General features: G+C 32.3%; 18 protein-coding genes and 1 pseudogene. 9 read left to right on the plus strand and 10 right to left on the minus strand.

Annotation, left to right across the window (positions count from 1 at the left end; all coding sequences use genetic code 11):
- Positions 1–83: 83 nt before the first annotated feature.
- The 6 genes and pseudogenes from AMD28_RS16270 to AMD28_RS16295 form a co-directional block, all read right to left on the minus strand.
- The gene (locus AMD28_RS16270; RefSeq protein WP_055445204.1) at positions 84–437 is read right to left on the minus strand and encodes a DUF6567 family protein; all 354 of its coding nucleotides are present in this window, start codon (positions 435–437) and stop codon (positions 84–86) included.
- A gap of 273 nt (positions 438–710) precedes the next feature.
- Positions 711–1,556, minus strand: a complete 846-nt coding sequence (locus AMD28_RS16275) for a T9SS type A sorting domain-containing protein (RefSeq protein ID WP_055445205.1) — start codon at positions 1,554–1,556, stop codon at positions 711–713.
- A gap of 129 nt (positions 1,557–1,685) precedes the next feature.
- Positions 1,686–2,663 (minus strand): endonuclease/exonuclease/phosphatase family protein, encoded by a 978-nt coding sequence (locus AMD28_RS16280; protein ID WP_055445206.1) that lies wholly within the window; start codon positions 2,661–2,663, stop codon positions 1,686–1,688.
- A gap of 121 nt (positions 2,664–2,784) precedes the next feature.
- Positions 2,785–5,028, minus strand: a complete 2,244-nt coding sequence (locus tag AMD28_RS16285) for an ATP-binding response regulator (protein ID WP_055445207.1) — start codon at positions 5,026–5,028, stop codon at positions 2,785–2,787.
- A 188-nt stretch (positions 5,029–5,216) separates the two neighbouring features.
- Positions 5,217–8,667 (minus strand): annotated as a pseudogene (locus AMD28_RS16290) (pyruvate carboxylase).
- A 29-nt stretch (positions 8,668–8,696) separates the two neighbouring features.
- Positions 8,697–9,752, minus strand: coding sequence for a hypothetical protein (locus tag AMD28_RS16295; protein WP_055445208.1), 1,056 nt, complete (start codon positions 9,750–9,752; stop codon positions 8,697–8,699).
- Positions 9,753–10,317: 565 nt separating this feature from the next.
- Here AMD28_RS16295 and AMD28_RS16300 point away from each other — a divergent pair.
- Complete coding sequence (locus AMD28_RS16300; RefSeq protein WP_055445209.1) at positions 10,318–11,175, plus strand: YitT family protein; 858 nt, start codon at positions 10,318–10,320, stop codon at positions 11,173–11,175.
- A 76-nt stretch (positions 11,176–11,251) separates the two neighbouring features.
- On the opposite strand, the gene AMD28_RS16305 is transcribed toward AMD28_RS16300, so the two are convergent.
- Positions 11,252–12,199 carry a tRNA dihydrouridine synthase gene (locus AMD28_RS16305; protein WP_055445210.1) on the minus strand — a complete coding sequence of 316 codons (948 nt, stop codon included), beginning with the start codon at positions 12,197–12,199 and terminating at the stop codon, positions 11,252–11,254.
- Positions 12,200–12,559: 360 nt separating this feature from the next.
- Between AMD28_RS16305 and AMD28_RS16310 the strand changes: the two genes are divergently transcribed.
- From AMD28_RS16310 to AMD28_RS18775, 5 genes are all read left to right on the plus strand, one after another.
- A complete protein-coding gene (locus AMD28_RS16310) occupies positions 12,560–13,036 on the plus strand; it encodes an Hsp20/alpha crystallin family protein (RefSeq protein ID WP_083478371.1) in 477 nt (158 codons plus the stop codon).
- A gap of 100 nt (positions 13,037–13,136) precedes the next feature.
- Positions 13,137–13,397 (plus strand): YodC family protein, encoded by a 261-nt coding sequence (locus AMD28_RS16315; RefSeq protein WP_055445382.1) that lies wholly within the window; start codon positions 13,137–13,139, stop codon positions 13,395–13,397.
- 11 nt (positions 13,398–13,408) lie between these two features.
- Positions 13,409–13,882 (plus strand): hypothetical protein, encoded by a 474-nt coding sequence (locus AMD28_RS16320; protein WP_055445211.1) that lies wholly within the window; start codon positions 13,409–13,411, stop codon positions 13,880–13,882.
- 209 nt (positions 13,883–14,091) lie between these two features.
- Complete coding sequence (locus tag AMD28_RS16325) at positions 14,092–14,469, plus strand: hypothetical protein (RefSeq protein ID WP_055445212.1); 378 nt, start codon at positions 14,092–14,094, stop codon at positions 14,467–14,469.
- Between the two features lie 215 nt (positions 14,470–14,684).
- Positions 14,685–14,831 (plus strand): hypothetical protein, encoded by a 147-nt coding sequence (locus AMD28_RS18775; protein WP_193787288.1) that lies wholly within the window; start codon positions 14,685–14,687, stop codon positions 14,829–14,831.
- A gap of 236 nt (positions 14,832–15,067) precedes the next feature.
- On the opposite strand, the gene AMD28_RS16330 is transcribed toward AMD28_RS18775, so the two are convergent.
- From AMD28_RS16330 to htpG, 3 genes are all read right to left on the minus strand, one after another.
- Positions 15,068–15,223, minus strand: coding sequence for a hypothetical protein (locus tag AMD28_RS16330; RefSeq protein WP_338035248.1), 156 nt, complete (start codon positions 15,221–15,223; stop codon positions 15,068–15,070).
- A gap of 90 nt (positions 15,224–15,313) precedes the next feature.
- Positions 15,314–15,685, minus strand: coding sequence for a hypothetical protein (locus AMD28_RS16335; RefSeq protein WP_055445214.1), 372 nt, complete (start codon positions 15,683–15,685; stop codon positions 15,314–15,316).
- A gap of 132 nt (positions 15,686–15,817) precedes the next feature.
- Positions 15,818–17,731 (minus strand): molecular chaperone HtpG, encoded by a 1,914-nt coding sequence (gene htpG, locus AMD28_RS16340; RefSeq protein WP_055445215.1) that lies wholly within the window; start codon positions 17,729–17,731, stop codon positions 15,818–15,820.
- A gap of 216 nt (positions 17,732–17,947) precedes the next feature.
- Here htpG and AMD28_RS16345 point away from each other — a divergent pair, with 216 nt between their 5' ends.
- The 3 genes from AMD28_RS16345 to AMD28_RS16355 all read left to right on the plus strand — a co-directional run bounded on the left by AMD28_RS16345 (position 17,948) and on the right by AMD28_RS16355 (position 21,608).
- Positions 17,948–19,513: a GMC oxidoreductase gene (locus tag AMD28_RS16345; protein ID WP_055445216.1), complete on the plus strand. Its 1,566-nt coding sequence runs from the start codon at positions 17,948–17,950 to the stop codon at positions 19,511–19,513.
- Positions 19,514–19,716: 203 nt separating this feature from the next.
- Positions 19,717–20,727: a 3-oxoacyl-ACP synthase III family protein gene (locus AMD28_RS16350; RefSeq protein WP_055445217.1), complete on the plus strand. Its 1,011-nt coding sequence runs from the start codon at positions 19,717–19,719 to the stop codon at positions 20,725–20,727.
- A gap of 518 nt (positions 20,728–21,245) precedes the next feature.
- On the plus strand, positions 21,246–21,608 hold the full coding sequence (locus AMD28_RS16355) for a CoA-binding protein (RefSeq protein WP_055445218.1): 363 nt from the start codon (positions 21,246–21,248) through the stop codon (positions 21,606–21,608).
- Positions 21,609–21,611 lie beyond the last annotated feature (3 nt).

A 21,611-nucleotide genomic window follows, 5' to 3' on the forward strand; every position in this document is an offset into this window, starting at 1 on the left:
TTCTGTTTTACGATTTTCCATAATGGTAATAAAAAGTATATAAAACCACCAAAAGGTGGGTTTTTCTTTAGGAAAATTATATGTTATTTAAACTCTATGATTTCGGCAGACATGGTTGCATTGATTCTTTTTTTAGTTTCAATGATATCAATAGTTACATTAACTAAAGTTCTGCTTCCTGTTAATTCTACACCTGCAGCTTTTGCATTTTCTAATAATTTTGCTTTGGCTTGCGCGATAATACCTTCTTTGTTAGTAATATTACCTGTTTTTATTTTTGTGGTAGCGGTTCCTGTAAAACTACCTAGTACATTAAAGTTAGAACTGGATAATACCGTTTGTGTTTGGTTTAATTGGTTGTAGCCACCAACATGTAGACTTGTTCTACAAGATGCAAATAATGTGATAATAGCAAAGGATAAAATAATTTTTTTCATTAAAAATAGATTTGGGTTATGCCTAATATTAGGTCTTTTTTGTATTGATAAGTTAATTGTAGGCAGTAATCATTCTTTTTATCAATAGGTAACAAACCTACAACTTTTCCTACAAAGAAAACATACGTAGTACTACGTATGTTTTCTTAACGCAAGCAAGGTACAATAGTCTGTTTATTAAATCTTACGGTTTCCCATAATGCCAAATATAAGGCATAAAAAAAGCCCCTTAAAAGGAGCTTTTTATAGTAAATGAACCGAATGCCTTACTGCTTATTTTTTTATGAATTTTTTGATAATGCCATTTTCAAAATGAAGAAAGTATAATCCGTTAGCAAAGTTTTGAATATCAATCGCTGTATTTTTAGTTGCGCTTCCTTGTGTTATTTTATTTCCAAGAATGTTATAAATAGAATAGGTCGTCTCGGTATTTAAGTCCGAGATTTTTATAAATTTTGAAGATGGGTTTGGGTACACTTGAATTTGCGATGCCAATAAGCTGTTGTCTACAGATAGTGTGTTTTCTGGAGCCCATGAAAATGCATCTAATGCCATATAATCTAGATTACCAGTACTTGTAATCACCAATTGATCTATTCTTTTTTGAGTGTTATTAACACCACCTTCTATCGCTAAATCGATAAAAGTAAATCCGTTAAAAGGAGTTAAAGTTGCAACATTTGAAAAACCAGAATTTTTTGTAAAGGTATATTGCATAACTCCGGCTTTGTAACCTGAAACAGTTAAAGTTCCAGAATGTGCACCAAGACTATTTGTAGCACAATATAAGTAAAAAGAAGTTACTCCAATTTCAACGCTTCCTGTAGAAATAGTAAAACCACTACCGTTGTTATTTCCATTATTGCTGACGCCATCTGAGTTGTCTAGAAATTTGGCATCTGGTGCAGAACCATTCCATCCACAACCAGGACAATCATAGATGTCATAGTTTTCTCCAGTTGTTGGACTGGATACTGTAAATGTTTGTCCGTTATCTGTAAAAGAAGAGGAGTTAAAAGATTCATCTTCAAAAGTCTCTACAGATTGTGCAAAAACAGAAGCTCCGCTTAGTAATAATAGACTTAGGGATAATAAATTTAAAATGTAATTTTTTTTCATAGTAGTAAATTGTTTAATGATAAATAATGAGGTTAAGGTTTGTTTATAGGTTAATTGGGTGTGATTGTTTTTTTGCGGTATAAATAAATCGTTTTTTATTAATATAGATGCAGGTGTTTTTACGTGTTTTTATTTTAATTTAAATTGCATTTCTACAGGTAAGTGATCCGATGCTTGTTCAAACTGGTTAAGTACTTTTCCATCTACATAATGGATGGTGTTTTTGGTGTAAAAAATATAGTCGATACGCACGTCTGGGGTTTCGGAGTTAAAAGTAAACGCGTAATTATTATTTGTAAATGATGCATTCCCAATACTGTTATTTTGTAATACTTTTTGAATCACTGCATTTTCGTCATTGGCATCACTATTAAAATCGCCTAATAGAATAGTAGGATTTGTAGCTGCGTAGGTATTAAATAAATCCATAACTGCATGAAACTGGTTTTTCCGTGTTTGTTTATCAAAAGCTTCTAAATGCACATTGATAAGAACCACTTCTTTGTTTTCTATTTGCACTTTTACTACTTGGGCTAAACGATCTATGTAAAAGGCATCGCGGTAAAACGGACTCGTTTTTACACGTTCTAAAACCATTCTCTCTTGGCTATTTATTTGGTATTTACTTAGTATAGATTGTCCAGAAATTACTTTGCCAAAGTGCATAGTAGGTGGCCAATACGGAAAAGGAACATAGGTTTCGTCCCAGTTTACAGCTTCGGCTTCATAGGTATACCCTAAGCTTGCTATTTCGTTATGCTGATTAATGTGATACGATCTGGATGCATCATAATCAATTTCTTGAAAAGCAATAATATCTGGATTTACTATTTTAAATTCTTGTAATACCTTTTTTAAATTAGCATCAAATAATGATTTGGGTTTCTCCACCGCAAGATTATTGGTCATACCACTTAAATAACCAATGTTATAGGTAACTATGCTATAAATAGAATCGGTATCCGTAATAGAACTAAAATCGTTGACTTCTAGTTTTTGGTATTGGCTTTCTGGTAATGTGGCTGCAGAAGCCCAAAAGAAAAAAATCCCAGAGCATATTAGTAATATTCCTATAGATACAAGTACGGTTTTTAGTCCCTTTTTCATGTTTTCTTTCCGTGAAAACGGTGATATTTTAATTTGTAAATCTTTTATTTTATGTAAAGATAGGTGTTTTAGGCGGTAGTAGACTGCTGGTTAGTTGGTTATGACTTTTGGTGATTAAAGATTAGGCAGAGTCTAGACATTTGTTAACTGGATTATTTGATTTTGTTTCTTGAGCCAAAGCAGCGTAGAGCTTATCAATATTTAGAGGTTTCCACAATACTTTATTAAATAATTGATAGGTCTCATTATTTTCACTAGTCATCACATCGGCAGTTATTGCAAAAACAGGTGTCTTTATGTTTAAATTTCCTGGTACTCTAATTTTTCTAGTAGCATCAATACCATTTAGTTCTGGCATGTGTAAATCCATTAAAATGAAATCGTACTTTTTCTTTTCTGCAAGAGAAACCGCTTCTATGCCATTAGCAGCATGTTCTGTAGTAACTCCCCATTTAGAAAGAATTTTTTTAATTAAAACAGCATTCATTAAAGTGTCTTCTGCTAAAAGAACCGTTTTGTTTTTTAACTGCGGATAAATAGGCTTTTCTATAATTAATGCCTTAGAAGACTTTTCTAGTTTAAGTGTAAAATAAAAGTCGGAACCTTCTTGAATTTTACTTTTTACTTCTATGTTACTATCATGAAGTTCTACTAGTTTTTTAACAATAGCTAATCCTAAACCCGTTCCGCCTTGTTCCCTTGTCATTACTGGTTTTATTTGCGAAAAACTTAAAAATATTTTTGAAATATCTTGTTTAGAAATTCCTTCTCCCGAATCTTTTATACTCACTTGTATGGTATCAAATTTCGGATCTTCTTCTATTAGTTTTAAATTAAACGATACTTGACCTTTTTCGGTGAATTTTATAGCATTTCCTATAAGATTACTAAGAATTTGAGACAATTTGGTTTGATCTAAAAGGTAATTCCTGTCTTTGGGAACGGTATTATTTAAAACTAAACCTAAGCCTTTCGTTTTTGCGACGTTAAGGTGTAATTCTAGAATTTTATTAGATAGTTCATCGAGATTGGTACGATCTATTTCTAAAGTTGTTTTTTTAGAATCTAACTTTGTGAAATCTAGTACGTTATTAACGATATTGATGAGGTTGTCGGATGCGAATTGCAAACTTTTAATAAGCGATTTGTTTTCATCTCGTACTTGGTCATCTAGAATAGATATTATAGTGGTTATAGCATTTAAAGGTGTTCTAATCTCATGGCTCATTACCGATAAAAAATCTTGTTTTAATTTTACAGCTTCTAGTTCGTCTTGACTCTTTTTTTCAATAACTCTTTGACGTTCTTTTTGGAGTAAAGCTTCACTTTCTAACACATTCATTTTATTGATTAAGTTATAGTTATCCATAACTTGTTGTGTTTGTGTGTTCATTATAGCCTCTTTTTCTTTGAGGTATAATTCTAAGTATTTAAAAGATTTAGTGATGTTATTTTCATGTTTGAAAACACGATATAACAAATGATAACCTTTAATTCTGGCCATTAAAATGTTGTAAGCTTCAGATAATTGAAGTCCTTTTTTTACTGCTTTTTTTGCTTTTTTTAATTGATTACATTTATAATATAATTTGCCTAATTTATTGTAAGCCATGCAGGCTCCCATAATTTCAGCGACTTTATTATGATAGTCTATAGCGTTTGAAAAATCTATTTCTGCATTTTTGAAATCCCCTAGTTTAAGGTGTATTTTACCACGGCCATAAACAGCAAAGGCAAGTCCTCTGGTGTCTCCTGTTTGCTTTTTTAATACAATAGAATGCTCTATCATTTTCATAGCAACACTCGGTTTCTGTCTTTTTAGTAATAATCCAGAGAGGTTGTTAAATACATTGGATTCTAAATTTAGATTTCCAATTTTTCGGGCATTTCTTACTGCACATTTGTACGCAGAAAAAGCATTTACAGGATCCCCAATATACTCATAAACCGTTCCTATAGCTTTTTCTACTTTAGATTGGCTTTCAAAATCATCAAATTTCTTATAGATACGAAGGGCTTCTTTTAAATAGATTAAGCCTTCGTGATAGTTGTCTGTTTTGTAATTAACACTCCCTATATTGTATTTAGCGTCTGCGATACCACGTTCGTCTTGTAAAGCTTCAAAACAAATAATGGCTTCTTCAGAATATTGATTAGACTTTTTGTAGTCACAAGTAATCATATAATAGAGAGAGAGCTGATTTAAACTTTTTCCTATTAAGGTTTCATTATCTATTTTTTTACTAAGATAAAGAGCCTTTTTTGCTAAGACAATACTTTCGGGTAGGTTGGAGGTACGCCCAGAATAGGCGTTATTTAGAAGTGTATTAACTTCTGTGATTTGTTGTAGGTTGTTGATAGTCATTGGGTAACTAGCGTTCAGTTTGCAAATCTAGTGAAAAAAAAATAAGTTGTGGTGTTTTGGTTCTTAAAGTTTTTTAAGTGTATTGTTAATTATTTGAAAGCGTTTTAGGGCTGTTTTGTTATGTTTTAGTGCAGGTTAATAAAATAAAAAACCACCTCTTTGCAGAAGTGGTTTTTAATAGAAAGTATTTACTCTATGGTTATCACTAAATCATCTTGTTTTACCATACTTCCTTCTTTTAAAGAAATAGATTTAATTTTTCCAGCCTTAAAAGCATTTACTGTTGTTTCCATTTTCATGGCTTCAATAACAAAAAGCGCATCGTTTTCTTTTACTTCTTGTCCTTTCTTAACCAGTATTTTATATAACGATCCTTGTAAAGGAGCACCAATTTGATTGGTGTTTGCAGGATCTATTTTTGCATTTTGTTCCACTTTAATATTCAAGGACGTGTCTAAAACATCCACAAATCTGTTCTCTCCATTTACTTTAAAGAAAACCGTTCGCATACCTTCTTTGTTAGGAATACTTATAGAAAGTAGTTTGATGATTACGGTTTTTCCTGGCTCTAATTCGATTAATATTTCTTCACCAAGCTGCATACCATAAAAGAAATTCTTTGTAGGTACCAACGCGATGTTTCCGTAGGTTTTATAGTTTTCATGCGCTTGTTCAAATACTTTAGGATACAAGGTGTAGGATAAGAAATCTTCTTCTTCTATTGCTCTTGTAAATCCTTTTTGAAACTTCTTTTTAAAGGCTGCATATTCTACCGTAAAATCTATTGGTTTTAAATGCGCATTTGGCCTATCGGTATAGGGTGTTTTATTTTTAAGTATAATTTTTTGAAGCTTTTTAGGAAAGCCTCCAACCGGCTGACCAAGATCTCCTTTAAAGAAATTAATTACCGATTCTGGAAAAGAAATTTCTTCACCTCGCGTCATGATGTCTTCCGGAGTAAAATTATTGGTTACCATAAAAATAGCCATATCACCAACTACTTTAGAACTTGGTGTTACTTTTATTAAATTACCAAACATGGCATTTACTTCGCCATACATTTTTTTTACTTCATCAAAACGATCGCCTAAACCTAAAGCGGTTGCTTGCGGACGTAAATTAGAGTATTGCCCTCCAGGGATTTCATGTTTAAATACTTCTGCAGTTCCAGCTTTTAATCCAGATTCAAAAGGGTGTACATTTCGCGAGTGTCTTCCCAGAAATTAGAAAACTGATTCAATGTCGACATATCAAAATCATGTGCACGATCTTGGAATTTCATCATTTCTACAACCGCATTAAAATTAGGTTGTGAGGTTAAACCAGACAAACCACCAAGTGCTACATCTACAACATCTACTCCTGCTTCAATAGCTTTTAAATAGGTTGCTGTTTGTAAAGAAGAAGTATCATGCGTATGTAAATGAATAGGAATGTTTACCGTATCTTTTAAAGCACCAACCAACTCGGTTGCTGCATAGGGTTTTAATAAACCTGCCATATCTTTAATCGCAATCATATGCGCACCAGCATTTTCTAAATCTTTTGCTAATTGTGTATAATATTTAAGATTGTATTTGGTTTGATTAGGATCTAAAATATCACCTGTATAACTAATTGCTGCTTCTGCAATTCCGCCCGTTTTATTACGCACATAGTTAATACTAGGTTCCATGGCTTTTACCCAGTTTAGGGAATCGAAAATTCTAAAAATATCGACCCCATTTTCCCAAGATTTCTCGACAAACTTCTCGATTAGGTTATCCGGATACGCTTTGTAGCCAACCGCATTAGAACCGCGCAATAGCATTTGGAATAATATATTTGGAACCGCTTTCGTAATTCGCGTAAGCGTGTCCACGGACTTTCATGTAAAAAGCGCAGGCAAACGTCAAAAGTTGCGCCTCCCCAAACTTCCATACTAAAGGTGTTCGGATGGTTTTTTGCAAAACTTTCGGCAACTTTAAGCATGTCAAAACTTCGCATTCTGGTTGCTAGTAGCGATTGATGCGCATCTCGCATCGTGGTATCTGTATAATGTATTTTCTTATCTTCTTTTAACCATTGGCAAAAGGCTTCGGGACCAAGTTCGGTTAGTAAATCTTTCGTTCCTTTAGGAAAAGGAGCAGAGGTACTAAATTTTGGTGCTTTTGCATTTCGGAATATTTTACTGTCGTCTTTGAATTTTACATCCGAGTTTCCGTTGACGCTAACTTCGGCTAAAAATTTCACCACTTTAGAGGTTCTGTCTTGTGGTAGTTTTATTTTAAATAAACTCGGCGTATTTTGAATAAAGTTTACGGTGACTTTTCCGTTTAAAAAATCTTCATGCTGAATCACATTTTGTAAAAAATGAATATTAGTTTTCACACCACGAATTCTAAACTCTTTTAACGCACGTACCATTTTACGGGTTGCGCCATCTAAACTTCTACCATGTGCAGAAACTTTTACAAGCATGGAATCGAAAAACGGACTTACCTGATAGCCTTGGTAAATACTACCAGCATCTAAACGAATTCCCATTCCGGATGCACTTCTATACGTCGTTACATTACCGTAATCTGGCGTAAAATTGTTTTCAGGATCTTCTGTAGTTAATCTACATTGTAGCGCAAAACCATAGGTAGCAATGCTATCTTGATCGTACATTTTTATTTGCTCGTCCGATAATTTATAACCACCAGCAATAAATATTTGTGTTTTAACAAGGTCAAAACCAGTCACCATTTCGGTTACGGTATGTTCCACTTGAATTCTTGGATTTACTTCAATAAAGAAAATGTTATCTTCTTGATCTACCAAAAATTCTACCGTACCAATATTGTTATAGTTTACTTCGGAAGTAATAGCAATGGCATATTTGTATAAATCTTGTTTTACCTTCTCGGAAACATTAAAAGAAGGTGCAATTTCTACTACCTTTTGATGACGTCTTTGAACCGAGCAATCTCTTTCATATAGATGACGAATATTACCATGTCTATCTGCTACAATTTGTACTTCTATATGCTTCGGGTTTTCTACATATTTTTCTAAAAACATAGTACCATCACCAAAGGCATTTAATGCTTCGTTACTTGCAGATACAAAATGAAGTTCTAAATCTTCGGTAGTTCTAATAATTCGCATACCACGACCTCCACCACCAGAAGCAGCTTTTAGCATTAAAGGATAACCAATAGTCTTGGCTTCGGAAATTGCAATTTTTAGCGAGCTTAGTTTTTTAGTATTACTTTCAATAATAGGAACGTTACATTTTACGGCTATTTTTTTTGCTGTAATTTTATCCCCTAAAGCATCCATAACTTCTGGATCTGGACCAATAAAAATAATACCGTTTTCGGCACACCTTCTTGCAAATTCGGAGTTTTCAGATAAAAAACCATAACCAGGATGAATAGCGTCTACATGCTTCGCTTTTGCTAAATCTATAATCGCTTCAATATCTAAATATGGTTTTAAAGGCTGATTGTCTTCGCCTATTTGATACGATTCATCGGCTTTATTTCTATGTTGCGAGTATCTATCTTCATAGGTGTAAACAGCAACTGTAGCAATATTTAACTCGGTACAAGCACGAAGTACTCGAATCGCAATTTCGCCTCTATTGGCAACAAGAACTTTTTTAATTTTCATTATATCGTGGTAATTATAGTTGTGTTATTTTAAAATATACGGGTTTCCTGTTGGTAATTTCTAATCACAAAATCTAAAGCTGCTTTTAGTAATTCTCCCATGTTTTTTGCGCGTTTAAATCGCACATCTCCTGTTAAAGTAAATAATCCTGTTTTTAATTCCTGAACTTTTTCAGGATTAGAAATATTGTCTTTTTTCATGCATTGTATTAAAAGCTTTAAACGTTTTTGTTCGCTCTTTGCACGTTTTGCTAAAAGAGAACGCTCTTCGTTTTTATATTGCTCTATCGACTCTTTCGCTAAAAGCTCTAAACTCATTTTTACAAACGGATTGTTTTCTTTTAAAAACTGCGGTTTATACACTTTAACATTACCTTCATAACTCTGTTGGTCAAAATCGACAGCACGAATACGGTATTGTTTTCTATCAAAATCATAACTAATTACAATAACATAGTTGTACGAACGCATATCGCCTAATAGCCTAACAAAACAACGTTCGTTAAACTTAACAAACTCTTTTGCTAACTCTCTTTTATCCTGTTCTGAAATGGTATCTAAATGCTCTTTTATATAGATGTCGCCAGGAATTCCAGAAATATGCTCTTCTATTAAAGTGTCTTTATGGACTAAAAAATTGATATGATTTGGCGATAAGATATCTTCCAATTCTAATCCGTAAATACGCGATGCATCAGCCTTTTTGATATAAAGAAAAAGATAGTTATCGTTTAATATGTTTCTAACTTTTATACGAAAAGGCTTACTGTTTCCAAAGGTGCAAAAATCGATACTATCAATATTTAAATACGGTATAATCGTGTCGCTTCCATCAGAATGTAAGATGGAATACATTTGCTTTAAGCTACGGTGTATTTCTTCCCGTTCATGTTCGGAATAGTAACAGCTAATCCATAAGGTGTCATTTCCTTCCGCATCAAAAACTTCTATAGCACCTTGAAACCTTAATAAATCATCATAATAAATAGGGATTTTTATGTTCCTACCTTGCTTGGTAAGATATTTCGATAACGCTTCTGTTATTGGAAACGCTGGCTTTTTCTTAGAAATTAACTTTTTGTTCATGGTAATTTGGTAAAGGCTATAAGGTAATTGTTAATTCTGAAAAATACAATGCGTGCATAGTATTTTTTTTAAACGAAAAGGTAACTATGTTTAATGGAATTCCATTGCGTGCATAGGATATATTTACGTTGTTTTTGTATGATGTAAAGTACAAAATCTGAAACGTAAAATCCACGATTAGTAATTACATTTTAGCAGAAATTGATTTTAAGTAAAAGAATGGTTTGTATGTTTAAAATAATTTTACCTTTGCATTATAATTATGAAAAACAATAACTTAAATATTATTTGTAAGAAGCACGCGAGGTTTAATCTCGAAGGCTAGAACGTATATATTAATAAATATTTAAAAGCGTTCTATTTTTATAGAACGCTTTTTTTTATACCTATAGTAAAATGAATTTTTTAAAACTGATTTCGATTAATGCCAATAAGAATACACGTATTTATATGTGTAATAAGGTGTTTATTGTCCAATGTCAGAGCTTTTAAAATTAGTTAGAACTTAAATTTTTAATCCCTTTGATTCATTATAAATCAAAGGGATTTTTTTATACCCAGTATTATGAAAAAAAGAATCGCATTATTATTAAAAAACGAGCAACTACTTACCGAACTTAAAAGCTATACACATGTTATGCTTGGTTCTTTTGTAATGTCTGTAGCCTATGTAATATTTATTATACCTCACAATATTGTGCCAGGTGGGATTTTAGGTTTGAGTATTGTTATTAATCAGCTTACAGGAATGTCTATTGGTTTGATAGCTTTACTTATTAATATTCCTTTGTTGCTTTGGGGAACAAAAGTACTTGGAAGAAAAACGGGAATTAAAACTGCTTTTTCGATGGTTTTAGTTTCTTTTTATATTGATGTTTTTTCACAGTTTTCAGCAAATAAAATCTTTGTAGAAGATGTTTTATTGTCTTCTGTATTTGGAGGTGTTATCGTTGGATTCTCTGTTTTTATGGTAATGAAAGCTGGAGCAACAACGGGAGGAAATGATATCTTGGTTAGAATTTTGGCTACCAAAATAAAGCTTCCGTATAGCAAACTTATTTTAATGGTAGATGGTGTTGTTATTTTCTTCGGAATTCTAGTTTTTGAAGATTTTACCATGGCAGCATATAGTATTGCAGCGATTATAGCAATTAGTAAAACGATTGCTTATTATATAAAACAATCTACAACACATATGACGGTTTTTGTGTTTTCAAAAAAGAACTTACGCATTCAGGAAGCTTTTTTAAAACATAAAGATTATACCAAAACCATCTTTAAATTGATTCATCATGACTCTCAAGGAAAACTGATTTTAATTACTAAAAACACCAAACAACTAGAAGCTATTAAAGCGGTGGTTTATAAAGTAGATGCAAAAGCAGATATTAGTGTTTTAGAATCGAATACAGAATCTATTTAGCACAAATAGAGAGGTAAATAGATAAGTAAGTAGGAAAGTAATGTAAAAGTAAAATCACTTTTTAATAGAAGTGGTTTTACTTTTCTTTATTTAAAACCTCTTTTACTGCTTGTCTATATTTTACAGGATTACCAGCTTTTTTAATGGCTTTGTATGTTTTTTGCGGATTGGTAAACGACTGCGAAAAGAATTCCCAAAAACCAAGCATCTTCATTTTTATTGGCGTAGGACCAGAAAGATATTCGTCATATTGTTGGTAAATGGTATCGTGAAATTCGGAAAAAATTTCCCATCTATTTTTAGGGTATTCGGTAGTATTATTTTTAATCATACTTGGTAAAAAAGGATCTGCAATTAAACCACGACCAATCATAAAATGATCAATACTAGGAAAACGAGCTTCCATTTTCTTAAAAGCGTCTACACTAGTGATATCTCCATTATAGTACAATTTGTGTTTGGTACTTGGTATGCAACGTTCAAAAGCATCTAAATCTACAGGGCCTTTATACAACTGCTTGCCAATTCGGGCATGAATGGCAATATTTTTAAGCGGATATTTATCTAAAATAGGGAAGGTGTCTAAAATTTCTTCGGCATGATCATAACCCATTCTCATTTTCATGGAAACGGTAATATCGGTTTCGTTGTGTGCTCTTTTTAAAATCTCATCAATCTTTGTCGGATTGCAAATTAAGCCAGAACCCATTCCCGATTTGGTAACCATTGGGTACGGACAACCCAAATTCCAATTCAGCTCTTTGTAACCTAAACTTTGCACATATTTTACAACAAACAAAAACTCATCGGCATCATTAGTCATGACTTGCGGAATCACCTCTAAAGTGCTATTATTTTCCGGTTGTAAATCTAATTGATACGATTGCTTGATTTTTAACTTGCCGTTTAATCTAATATAAGGCGCGTAAAAAGTATCAATACCTCCAAAATAATGATGAAACGCATTACGAAACCTAAAATCTGTAAAGCCTTGTAATGGCGAAGAAAGTAATGTTGTACTCATAGTTTATGCTTGCCGCAAATATAAGCGAATAGTTTTTGTTTTATAGGTGTGTTTTAAAGTTTCGTTGCATGTGTTTGTAAAAGATTCGTTAGAGGTTTTTTTGTTTTTAACGAAGTGACTTGTAGTTGTTAGTGAGGGATTTAGTGTTACGTTATTACTAACCTTTTCTTGTCAATCTGACATTTATTTAAATGAAAAAATGACAATAATTCTGAAAATTTGACAGAAATACTCCGCATTTCAATACGTTTTTTTGTTTCTAAATACGAAGGATTCATTTTGGTATTTTATTTGTAATTATACTATCGAAATCGTGAGTATTTCAAATTTGAAATAATGTTTAATTTAAATTTTTTAATTATGAGCAATTTAGTTAATGTTCCTAAAAACGGAAGTTTAGCAAACACAAGTTCAAATGCAAACTTCCCAACATTGTCCAATTGGATAGAGGATATCTTTAATAGAGATCTTCCGTCGGTATTTACTTCTAATTTTAATACAGGAATTACTTTACCAAAAGTAAATATCAAAGAAACTGCCGATGCCTTTATGGTAGAAATGGCAGTTCCAGGTCTTAAAAAATCAGATTTCCATCTGGACCTAGACAATCAAGTTTTATCTATTTCTACAGAGACAAAGGATGAAAAAGAGGTGAAAGAAGAAAACTTCACACGAAGAGAGTTTGGCTATTCTTCGTTCAAAAGAACTTTTACGCTTCCCGAAAGTGTAAATGATGAAAAAATTGATGCGAACTATAAAGACGGCATTTTAAGTATTCTTCTTCCAAAAAAAGAAGAGGCAAAACAAAAGCCTGCAAGAAGTATTAAAGTTAGCTAATCTATCCTTCCATTTTAGCGTGCAATGTTAAGAATATGAGGCTGATTTTTCAGCCTCATTCTTATCCGTAAATTTTAATGAATTAAAAAATAATATGGTTATGCCAAGAAAATTTAAACCTGGAGATTGGGTAAAAGTTAAAGGCAAACTTACCGCTCCAAAAATGCAAGTGATCCAGTATGTTCCGAGAAAAGATAGGCTTTTTGGTATGGTTAATACCGATCGTTATTTGGAATGTGTTTGGTATAAAAATGGGGAACGAAAAAGTAAAGTGTATCACCAAAATAAATTGATTAAAGTGATAGAAACTGGTGGTTTATTCCAAACATTTATTCCAACCCCTAAATTAAGTATAACTTAAAATCTAAAGTGATGAAAAAATATGTTTTATTATGTATGGTTGGATTGTTAAGTGTTGGTTGCAGTGGACAACATACAGAAACAAATACAAAGGAAGAGAAGCTGGTAGAACAACCAAAAGGTTCTTGGAAAGTAGATAGAGAGTTTGATGAAAACGGCAATTTAATTAGATATGACAGTATTTATTCTTGGTCTTCTAGTAATACCTACGATAAACTTTCATTGTTAGAACGAGATAGCCTGACGCAATCTTTTAAATCGAAATTTTTCACAGACTTTTCGGAGTTTGAAAATCAAGGGTTTGAAGCTGTTTTTTCTCCAGATTCCCTTTTTAGCAAACGTTTCTTTAATGACGATTTTTTCGAAAGTCCTTTTGGTGCAGACTTTATGGATATCGATAAAATAAGACAGCAAATGACTGCAAGACAGAAGGAATTTTTAGAAAAATACCAATCCAAATTAATCCAGCCTGAAGACGAAAACTAAATAGTTTTCGTCTTTTTTTTTGCATTAGGTTTTGTTTTTTAGAGCTTTATGGTGTGAACGATTGAAGTTATGTTGTTAGTTGTTCTTCATTTATATTATTAGAGAATTAGCCTTTTTTTTTAAATAATTAAACCTTTCCACCTTTTTATAGTCTTTAATACGATACTAAAAATTAAATAAACAACTCTGAAATCTAATATTAACAAAAAATGAAATATTTAATAATCGCACTCTTAACACTTTCAAGTTTTAATTCTTTTGCATCCAATAAAAAAAGTTTTCCAGCAGATACTACGCAAATAAGCAATGAAAACGTTTTGTATAAAGTTTCACAAGACGACAATTATGTGCACCTTAATATAAGTACGACGGATAAAAAGACTGCAATGTCAATAATTAGAAATGGTCTTACCATTTATTATGACATTAAGGGAAAGAAAAAAAAGAATGTCTACGTAAAGTATCCAACTGGTAACGAACCAAAACAATTTGTGCAAGGTTCACGAAATATGGATCCAAATGTTATAGACTTAAATAGTATATTGAAAAATTACCAGCAGAAGCAGCGTATAGTTCTTTTAAGGTAAGTCAAAAGTTTAATAAGGACTTAAATAGTTTAGATATTGCGATTAAAACGAAGTATACAAGTTCGAATCAACTATTTGAATTTTCAGTTAAAATTCCAAAATATAGAATAGCTACACAAGAAAACACTAATTTTTCTAAATTATCCATAGGCGTTGTTACTAATAAAAAAGAAGGATCTATTAGTAAAGACAGAGGTCAAGGTCAAGACCAAGGAATGCGAAGTGGTGGTGGAGGTCGTGGAAATGGCGGTGGCCGTGGCGGAAATGGAGGAGGTCGTGGCGGAATGAGAGGCCAAGATGGACAACGATCAGATGCAGGAACAGAAAAGGTAACTGTGGATTTTTGGTTAGATGCCAATTAAACACACACTCCTTATAAAGGTGTGATTATTTAAACGCTTTTATTTATAATATAGGTGATAAACGAAGTTAGCTTGTTTTTTGATAAAGTCAAGTAATAAAAAAACCACCTCGAAAGGTGGTTTTTTGTTTCCGCGAAAGCGAAGAAATTATAGTTTCCATGTATAAGATTTTCACGTCGTTCTTCCTCGCAATAACAAAGAGATTCCCTTTTTTAAGGGAATTACACTTCGCTTATTTAATCTTTTTTATCTTGTTGTTCTGTTTGAACATGATTATTAGTAACGTTTTTTTCTTCGTTATATATGCCATTAGACATACCAATCATTAGTGCAGCAAGGACTAAAAAAAGTTTTCTTTTTATCCAATACGCACAATGCTTGGATTTCTCCAAGACGGTTTTATTTTTTTGTTTATACATTCTAGTAATGATAAAGGGTTATATTTTTTTTATCACGATACTAGCGTAGACAGTAAAACTGTTCTAGGCTATAATGTATAAACGGGAATAGGTATTGCTAGAATTAGTTCTTTGATGTAAAAAATTACTTTGCGCTATTTTAGAATCTATCTTTTGATAAAGCGCTATGCGTAATTTTAAAAGAATTGAGGTTTGTGTAGAATTCACATCACGTAGCTTGCGAAATGCAATTCGTGCAATAGATGCTTTTTTAGAAAGTGTTTTTCGACCATAAACATAAAGATTTGCATGTTTAAGGCTACTTTCTTTTCTGAAGTTTATAAAGGAAACTTGAAACTGTTTATCTGAATGTATAGAAGCATATAAAGGACCTTCATTAACCGTTAAGCCAAAAATTAGCAAGAAGGAAATAAGATGTTTTAGATGCTTTTTCATTATATATACTGCTTCATTATTTAATGAAAAACCACCTCGAAAGGTGGTTTTTTGTTTATAAAATTATTGAAAGATTCCTGCCTTCTTAGGAATGCCAAAGAGATTCCCTATTTCAAGGGAATAGCACTTTGCTTATTTTAATAATTCGTAACTACGTTTTATAAAATTAGTTAACTCTTCTCCTTTTAATAAACCTTGAGAAAGTCTGGCTAAATCTAAACTTTGCGTAATTAAACGTTCTTGTTTCTTTTTCGTTTTGGTGTTTAAAATTTCATTCACCAAGTCCGAATTTACATTGACAATAAGGTTGTGCATTTCTGGCATACTACCAAACATTTGCATGCCGCCACCACCAGTTTGTTGCATCTCTTTCATTCTACGCATAAATTCTGGTTGTGTAATCATAAATGGTGTAGCATCGCTATCCATCGCTTCTAATTGTACCATGAATTTTTCAGAAGGAATCGTTTCTTTCAACAATTCGTCTAACGTTTTCTTTTCGTCTTCACTTAACTTAGAAATAGTAGTGTCTTCTTTCTTGATTAAATTATCAATATGATCTCCATCTACACGAGCAAAAGAAATGTTTTCTTTAGCGCTTTCTAATTTCTGAATTAAATGCGAAACGATAGGTGAGTCTAGCATTAATACTTCGTAACCTTTCCCTTTTGCAGCTTCAATATAACTGTGTTGTTCGTCTTTGTTAGAAGCATAAAGAAGGATTAATTTACCATCTTTATCGGTTTGGTTTGCTTTTGTTTTGTTGAATAACTCTTCATACGTAAAGAATTTTCCATCTACTGTTGGGTATAATGCAAATGCATCTGCTTTTTCAAAGAATTTATCTTCGGAAAGCATCCCGTATTCAATTACAATTTTAATATCATCCCACTTTGCTTCAAAATCTTCACGGTTGCTGTTAAACAACGATTTTAATTTATCGGCAACTTTTCTAGTAATGTAAGACGAAATCTTTTTTACAGCACCATCTGCTTGTAAGTAAGAACGTGATACGTTTAACGGAATGTCTGGTGAATCAATTACACCACGTAACATGGTTAAAAATTCTGGTACAATACCTTCTACATTATCGGTTACATAAACCTGGTTTTGGTATAGTTGAATTTTATCTTTTTGAACGTTTAAATCGTTCGTCATCTTTGGGAAATATAAGATTCCTGTAAGATTAAAAGGATAGTCTACGTTTAAGTGGATATGGAATAATGGATCTTCAAATTGTGAAGGGTATAATTCGCGATAAAATTCGGTGTATGCTTCATCATCTAAATCTGCTGGTTGTTTTGTCCAAGCTGGATTCGGATTATTGATAATGTTATCTACCGTGATTTTTTTCTGAGGTTCTGTAGTTTCTTTACCTTCCGCATCTTTTGTAGTTGCTGGAGTGTGCTCTGGATCATTAATTTCCTTCGTTCCAAATTTAATTGGAATAGGCATAAACTTGTTATACTTATAAAGTAACGTGCTAATTCTAGCTTCTTCTAAAAACTCTGTAGAGTCTTCTGCAATATGAAGAATAATTTCTGTTCCTCTATCTTGTTTATCCGATTCTGTTAAAGTAAATTCAGGAGAACCATCACAAGTCCAATGTGCAGTAGTGGTTCCTTCTTTATGCGATTTTGTAAGAATTTCTACTTTTTCAGCTACCATAAAGGCAGAGTAAAAACCTAATCCGAAGTGTCCAATAATTCCAGAATCTTTTGCAGCATCTTTATAGTTATCTAAAAATTCTTCAGCACCAGAAAAAGCAATTTGGTTAATGTATTTTTCAACCTCTTCTGCAGTCATTCCTAAACCTTGATCAATAATGTGAAGTTTTTTTCCTTCTTTATCAATTTTTACTTCAATTTTAGGGTTTCCGTATTCCGACTTAGATTCACCAATACTTGTTAAATGCTTCAGTTTTAAAGTGGCATCTGTTCCATTACTGATTAGCTCACGTAAAAATATTTCGTGATCACTGTATAAAAATTTCTTGATTAAAGGGAAGATGTTTTCTACCGAAACATTAATTTTTCCTTTTGACATAGTTTATTATTTTATTTTGTCTATTTGAACGCAATAGAGATGTTTTTTAACCCTCAATGGTGTACATCAGACAGATTTGTTAAATATTTATTCTGAAAAGATAATAGACAACAAAAATGCCAATACTTTAAAAGTGACAAACTGACATCATGAAATAAAACTTTATAACTAGAAATAAGGAATAATAGCTTTAATTTTATAAAAAACGAATCTATAGTGAATTTAGAATACGATTATGTGATTATTGGAAGTGGCTTTGGAGGATCGGTAAGTGCTTTACGACTTTCTGAAAAAGGCTATAAGGTTTTGGTCATTGAAAAAGGAAAATGGTTTGCAGGTAACGACTTCCCGAAAACGAATTGGAATTTAAAAAAATGGCTTTGGGAACCTAAGGCTAGTCTGCACGGTATTTTTAAAATGACCTTTTTAAATCATGTTACTGTGCTTTCTGGTGTTGGTGTTGGCGGTGGATCTTTAGTGTATGCGAATACCTTACCAATTCCTAAAACAGATTTTTTTAATACAGGAAGTTGGGCAAATTTAAAGGATTGGGAAAAAGACTTAAAACCTTTTTATGATACTGCACACAAAATGTTAGGAGCAGCCACCAATCCCAAATTATATGAATCGGATGTATTAATTAAAGACCTTGCCAAAGATATTGGTAAAGAAGCGCATTTTGAAGCTCCAAAAGTTGCCGTATATTTTGGAGAAGCAGGAAAGAAAGTAGCAGATCCTTACTTTAATGGTAAAGGTCCTGATAGAACGGGTTGTGTGTTTTGTGGGGCTTGTATGACCGGTTGTAGATACAATGCTAAAAATACCTTAGATAAAAATTACTTGCATTTAGCACAGCAATTAGGCGCTAAAATTATAGCCGAAAAAGAAGTTTTTAATGTGTCGCCTTTAGGAAACGAGGATGGTTCTGATGGTTATAAAATAGAATATAAATCGAGTATAGGTAAAAAAAGTAAAGCAAGTGTAACCACCAAAGGCGTGATTTTTTCAGGAGGTGTGATGGGGACGGTTCCTTTATTATTAAAACTGAAGGGATCTACATTACCAAATTTATCAGACGCGGTTGGAAAAAATATTAGAACGAATAATGAGTCTTTATTATTAATCACTTCTACAGATAAAAACCCGAAAGACTTTTCCAAAGGAATTGCTATCGGTTCTATTTTACATACCGATGAGAATAGTCATCTAGAACCAGTTCGTTATGGAGAAGGTTCTGGATTTTCAAAAGTATTAACGGTGCCAACCATTCATAATAAGTTTGCGATTTTTCGATTTCTCGGAATTATAGGATTGTTTTTTAAGCAACCGTCTCGACTTTTTAAAACCATCTTTTCTAAAAATTATGCAAAGCGAACTACCATTCTGTTGTTTATGCAAACCTTAGATAGTACACTGCAAATTAAACTAGGAAGGTTTACCAAAATGAAAACCGTTACGGAGTCCGGACCAAAGCCAAGTGCTTTTATTCCGGAAGCGATGGAGATAGGAAAAAAGGTAGCTAAAAAAGTAAACGGAATTCCCTATGCTAATTTTACAGATTCTTTATTAGGAACACCAACAACGGCACATATATTAGGTGGCGCTGTGATGGCCGAAAATGCTTCTAAAGGAGTGATTGATACATATAATAATGTTTTTGGTTATAAAAATATGTTGGTTTGTGATGGCGCTATGATTTCTGCTAATCCCGGCGTAAATCCGTCCTTATCCATTACCGCAATTTCAGAACATGCTATTAGTAAAATAGAAGCTAAAGTTTAAAGAAATACGAATGGTCATTAATAACTTCACGCTGAGCCTATTCTATGACTTATTAAGGGGTTTCTATTTTTAGAATCTGTTTTTGTTAAATTCATATTAAAGATTAATTATTATGAGAATACTACTTTTAATGATTAAATTGCGGGACCTAAAATTGTTATATTAACAATAAAAATGGATTTAGATTTTTAATTAATAGCACTATGTATAATTCTAAAATAATAGGACTTGGTTACTACGTTCCTGATAATATAGTTACAAACGACGATTTGTCTAAAATAATGGACACGGACGATGCTTGGATTCAAGAACGAACAGGAATAAAAGAAAGACGTTGGGTCAAAGATGGTTCTGATGATACTACAGCAACTATGGGAGTGAAAGCTGCTAAGATTGCTATAGAACGCGCAGGAATTGATAAAGACGATATTGACTTTATTGTTTTTGCAACCTTAAGTCCAGATATGTATTTTCCTGGTCCAGGAGTACAAGTACAACATGCTTTAGATATTAAAACGGTTGGTGCATTAGATGTAAGAAACCAATGTTCGGGATTTGTATATGCTATTGCTGTTGCAGATAATTTTATTAAAACAGGAATGTATAAAAATGTTCTTGTAATTGGTAGTGAATTGCATTCTCGTGGTTTAGATAAAACTACAAGAGGAAGAGGCGTTTCGGTGATATTTGGTGATGGAGCAGGAGCAGCAATTTTAACTAGAGAAGAAGATACTACTAAGGGTATATTGTCTACACATTTACATAGTCAAGGAGAACATGCCGAAGAATTGGCACTAGTTGCACCAGGAATGGGAAAACGTTGGGTTACTGATATTTTAGCCGATAATGATCCTAACGATGAAAGTTATTACCCGCACATGAACGGACAATTTGTATTTAAAAATGCAGTGGTTCGTTTTAGCGAAGTGATTATGGAAGGTTTAGAGAAAAACGGATTAGCCAAAGAAGCAATAGATATGTTAATTCCGCATCAAGCGAATTTACGTATTGCACAATTTATTCAGAAGAAATTTAGCTTACGTGACGATCAAGTTTTTAATAATATTCAAAAATACGGAAACACAACAGCTGCATCTATCCCAATAGCTTTAACGGAAGCTTGGGAAGAAGGAAAAATAAAAGAAGGTGATACGGTAGTACTTGCTGCTTTTGGTAGTGGTTTTACTTGGGGAAGTGTAATTATAAAATGGTAAAATCCCTGCAAATACAGGAATCTCATATAGAATCCCAAAAAAAATAATTTAGGTCTTCATTGGAAGCCATAAAAAAAATCCGAAAACTTAGCAATTTCGGATTTTTTCTTATTGTTAATGTATAGATAACAATAACTTCAATTAGTATATTTTATTAAAAGACTAATTCAAACATAATATAATAGTTGGTAGTTGTTTTGGTTAAACGTAGTTTATTTTGTTTTATTGTGTTGATTTTCAATATTTAACGAATTTTAACATAATTAGATATATAATAAATAGCATTCTGTATAAATAATAAAAAACAAAAACCCAAAGCAATGACACTTTGGGTTTTCTTCATTTAATAACCAAACATTAACACTAACCATCAACTATTATGAAGGTTATTAAATTTTGTTTTTATGCTTTATATAGCAATCTTTATGTTCTAATAAAGGTTGTTAGTTTGTATTACTATAGACGACTATTTTTATAACTTGTTACTTTTTAAATAATACTTAACAGCATTTTAACACATGAATAAAAAAACCTTAGTATTTGGCGCTTCTTTAAAACCAATTAGATATTCTAATATGGCTTTACGAAAACTAGTGAACTACAACCATGAAACCGTTGCGTTTGGTATGAAAGCAGGCGAAGAATCTGGAGTGGTTATAGATACTGTTTTAAAGCAATATGAAGGATTAGATACGGTGACTTTATATGTAAATCCAACACGCCAAAAGGCGTATTATAACTATATAATATCTTTAAAACCTAATCGTGTGATTTTTAATCCAGGAACTGAAAATCCTGAGTTTTATGCCGTGTTAAAAGAAAATAATATTGCTTTTGAAGAAGCTTGTACCTTGGTTTTGCTTTCTACGAATCAATATTAATTG

Source organism: Lacinutrix himadriensis (assembly GCF_001418105.1).
Taxonomy (GTDB): domain Bacteria; phylum Bacteroidota; class Bacteroidia; order Flavobacteriales; family Flavobacteriaceae; genus Oceanihabitans; species Oceanihabitans himadriense.

What these genes read in the sequence shown, in the direction of transcription:
- AMD28_RS16310 (WP_083478371.1), top strand. Translation starts at nt 12,560, where the DNA reads ATGAGCAATTTAGTTAATGTTCCTAAAAACGGAAGTTTAGCAAACACA.
- AMD28_RS16295 (WP_055445208.1), bottom strand. Translation starts at nt 9,752, where the DNA reads ATGAACAAAAAGTTAATTTCTAAGAAAAAGCCAGCGTTTCCAATAACA.
- AMD28_RS16350 (WP_055445217.1), top strand. Translation starts at nt 19,717, where the DNA reads ATGTATAATTCTAAAATAATAGGACTTGGTTACTACGTTCCTGATAAT.
- AMD28_RS16320 (WP_055445211.1), top strand. Translation starts at nt 13,409, where the DNA reads ATGAAAAAATATGTTTTATTATGTATGGTTGGATTGTTAAGTGTTGGT.
- AMD28_RS16305 (WP_055445210.1), bottom strand. Translation starts at nt 12,199, where the DNA reads ATGAGTACAACATTACTTTCTTCGCCATTACAAGGCTTTACAGATTTT.
- AMD28_RS16355 (WP_055445218.1), top strand. Translation starts at nt 21,246, where the DNA reads ATGAATAAAAAAACCTTAGTATTTGGCGCTTCTTTAAAACCAATTAGA.
- AMD28_RS18775 (WP_193787288.1), top strand. Translation starts at nt 14,685, where the DNA reads ATGCGAAGTGGTGGTGGAGGTCGTGGAAATGGCGGTGGCCGTGGCGGA.
- AMD28_RS16280 (WP_055445206.1), bottom strand. Translation starts at nt 2,663, where the DNA reads ATGAAAAAGGGACTAAAAACCGTACTTGTATCTATAGGAATATTACTA.
- AMD28_RS16285 (WP_055445207.1), bottom strand. Translation starts at nt 5,028, where the DNA reads ATGACTATCAACAACCTACAACAAATCACAGAAGTTAATACACTTCTA.
- htpG (WP_055445215.1), bottom strand. Translation starts at nt 17,731, where the DNA reads ATGTCAAAAGGAAAAATTAATGTTTCGGTAGAAAACATCTTCCCTTTA.
- AMD28_RS16275 (WP_055445205.1), bottom strand. Translation starts at nt 1,556, where the DNA reads ATGAAAAAAAATTACATTTTAAATTTATTATCCCTAAGTCTATTATTA.
- AMD28_RS16300 (WP_055445209.1), top strand. Translation starts at nt 10,318, where the DNA reads ATGAAAAAAAGAATCGCATTATTATTAAAAAACGAGCAACTACTTACC.
- AMD28_RS16325 (WP_055445212.1), top strand. Translation starts at nt 14,092, where the DNA reads ATGAAATATTTAATAATCGCACTCTTAACACTTTCAAGTTTTAATTCT.
- AMD28_RS16335 (WP_055445214.1), bottom strand. Translation starts at nt 15,685, where the DNA reads ATGAAAAAGCATCTAAAACATCTTATTTCCTTCTTGCTAATTTTTGGC.
- AMD28_RS16270 (WP_055445204.1), bottom strand. Translation starts at nt 437, where the DNA reads ATGAAAAAAATTATTTTATCCTTTGCTATTATCACATTATTTGCATCT.
- AMD28_RS16315 (WP_055445382.1), top strand. Translation starts at nt 13,137, where the DNA reads ATGCCAAGAAAATTTAAACCTGGAGATTGGGTAAAAGTTAAAGGCAAA.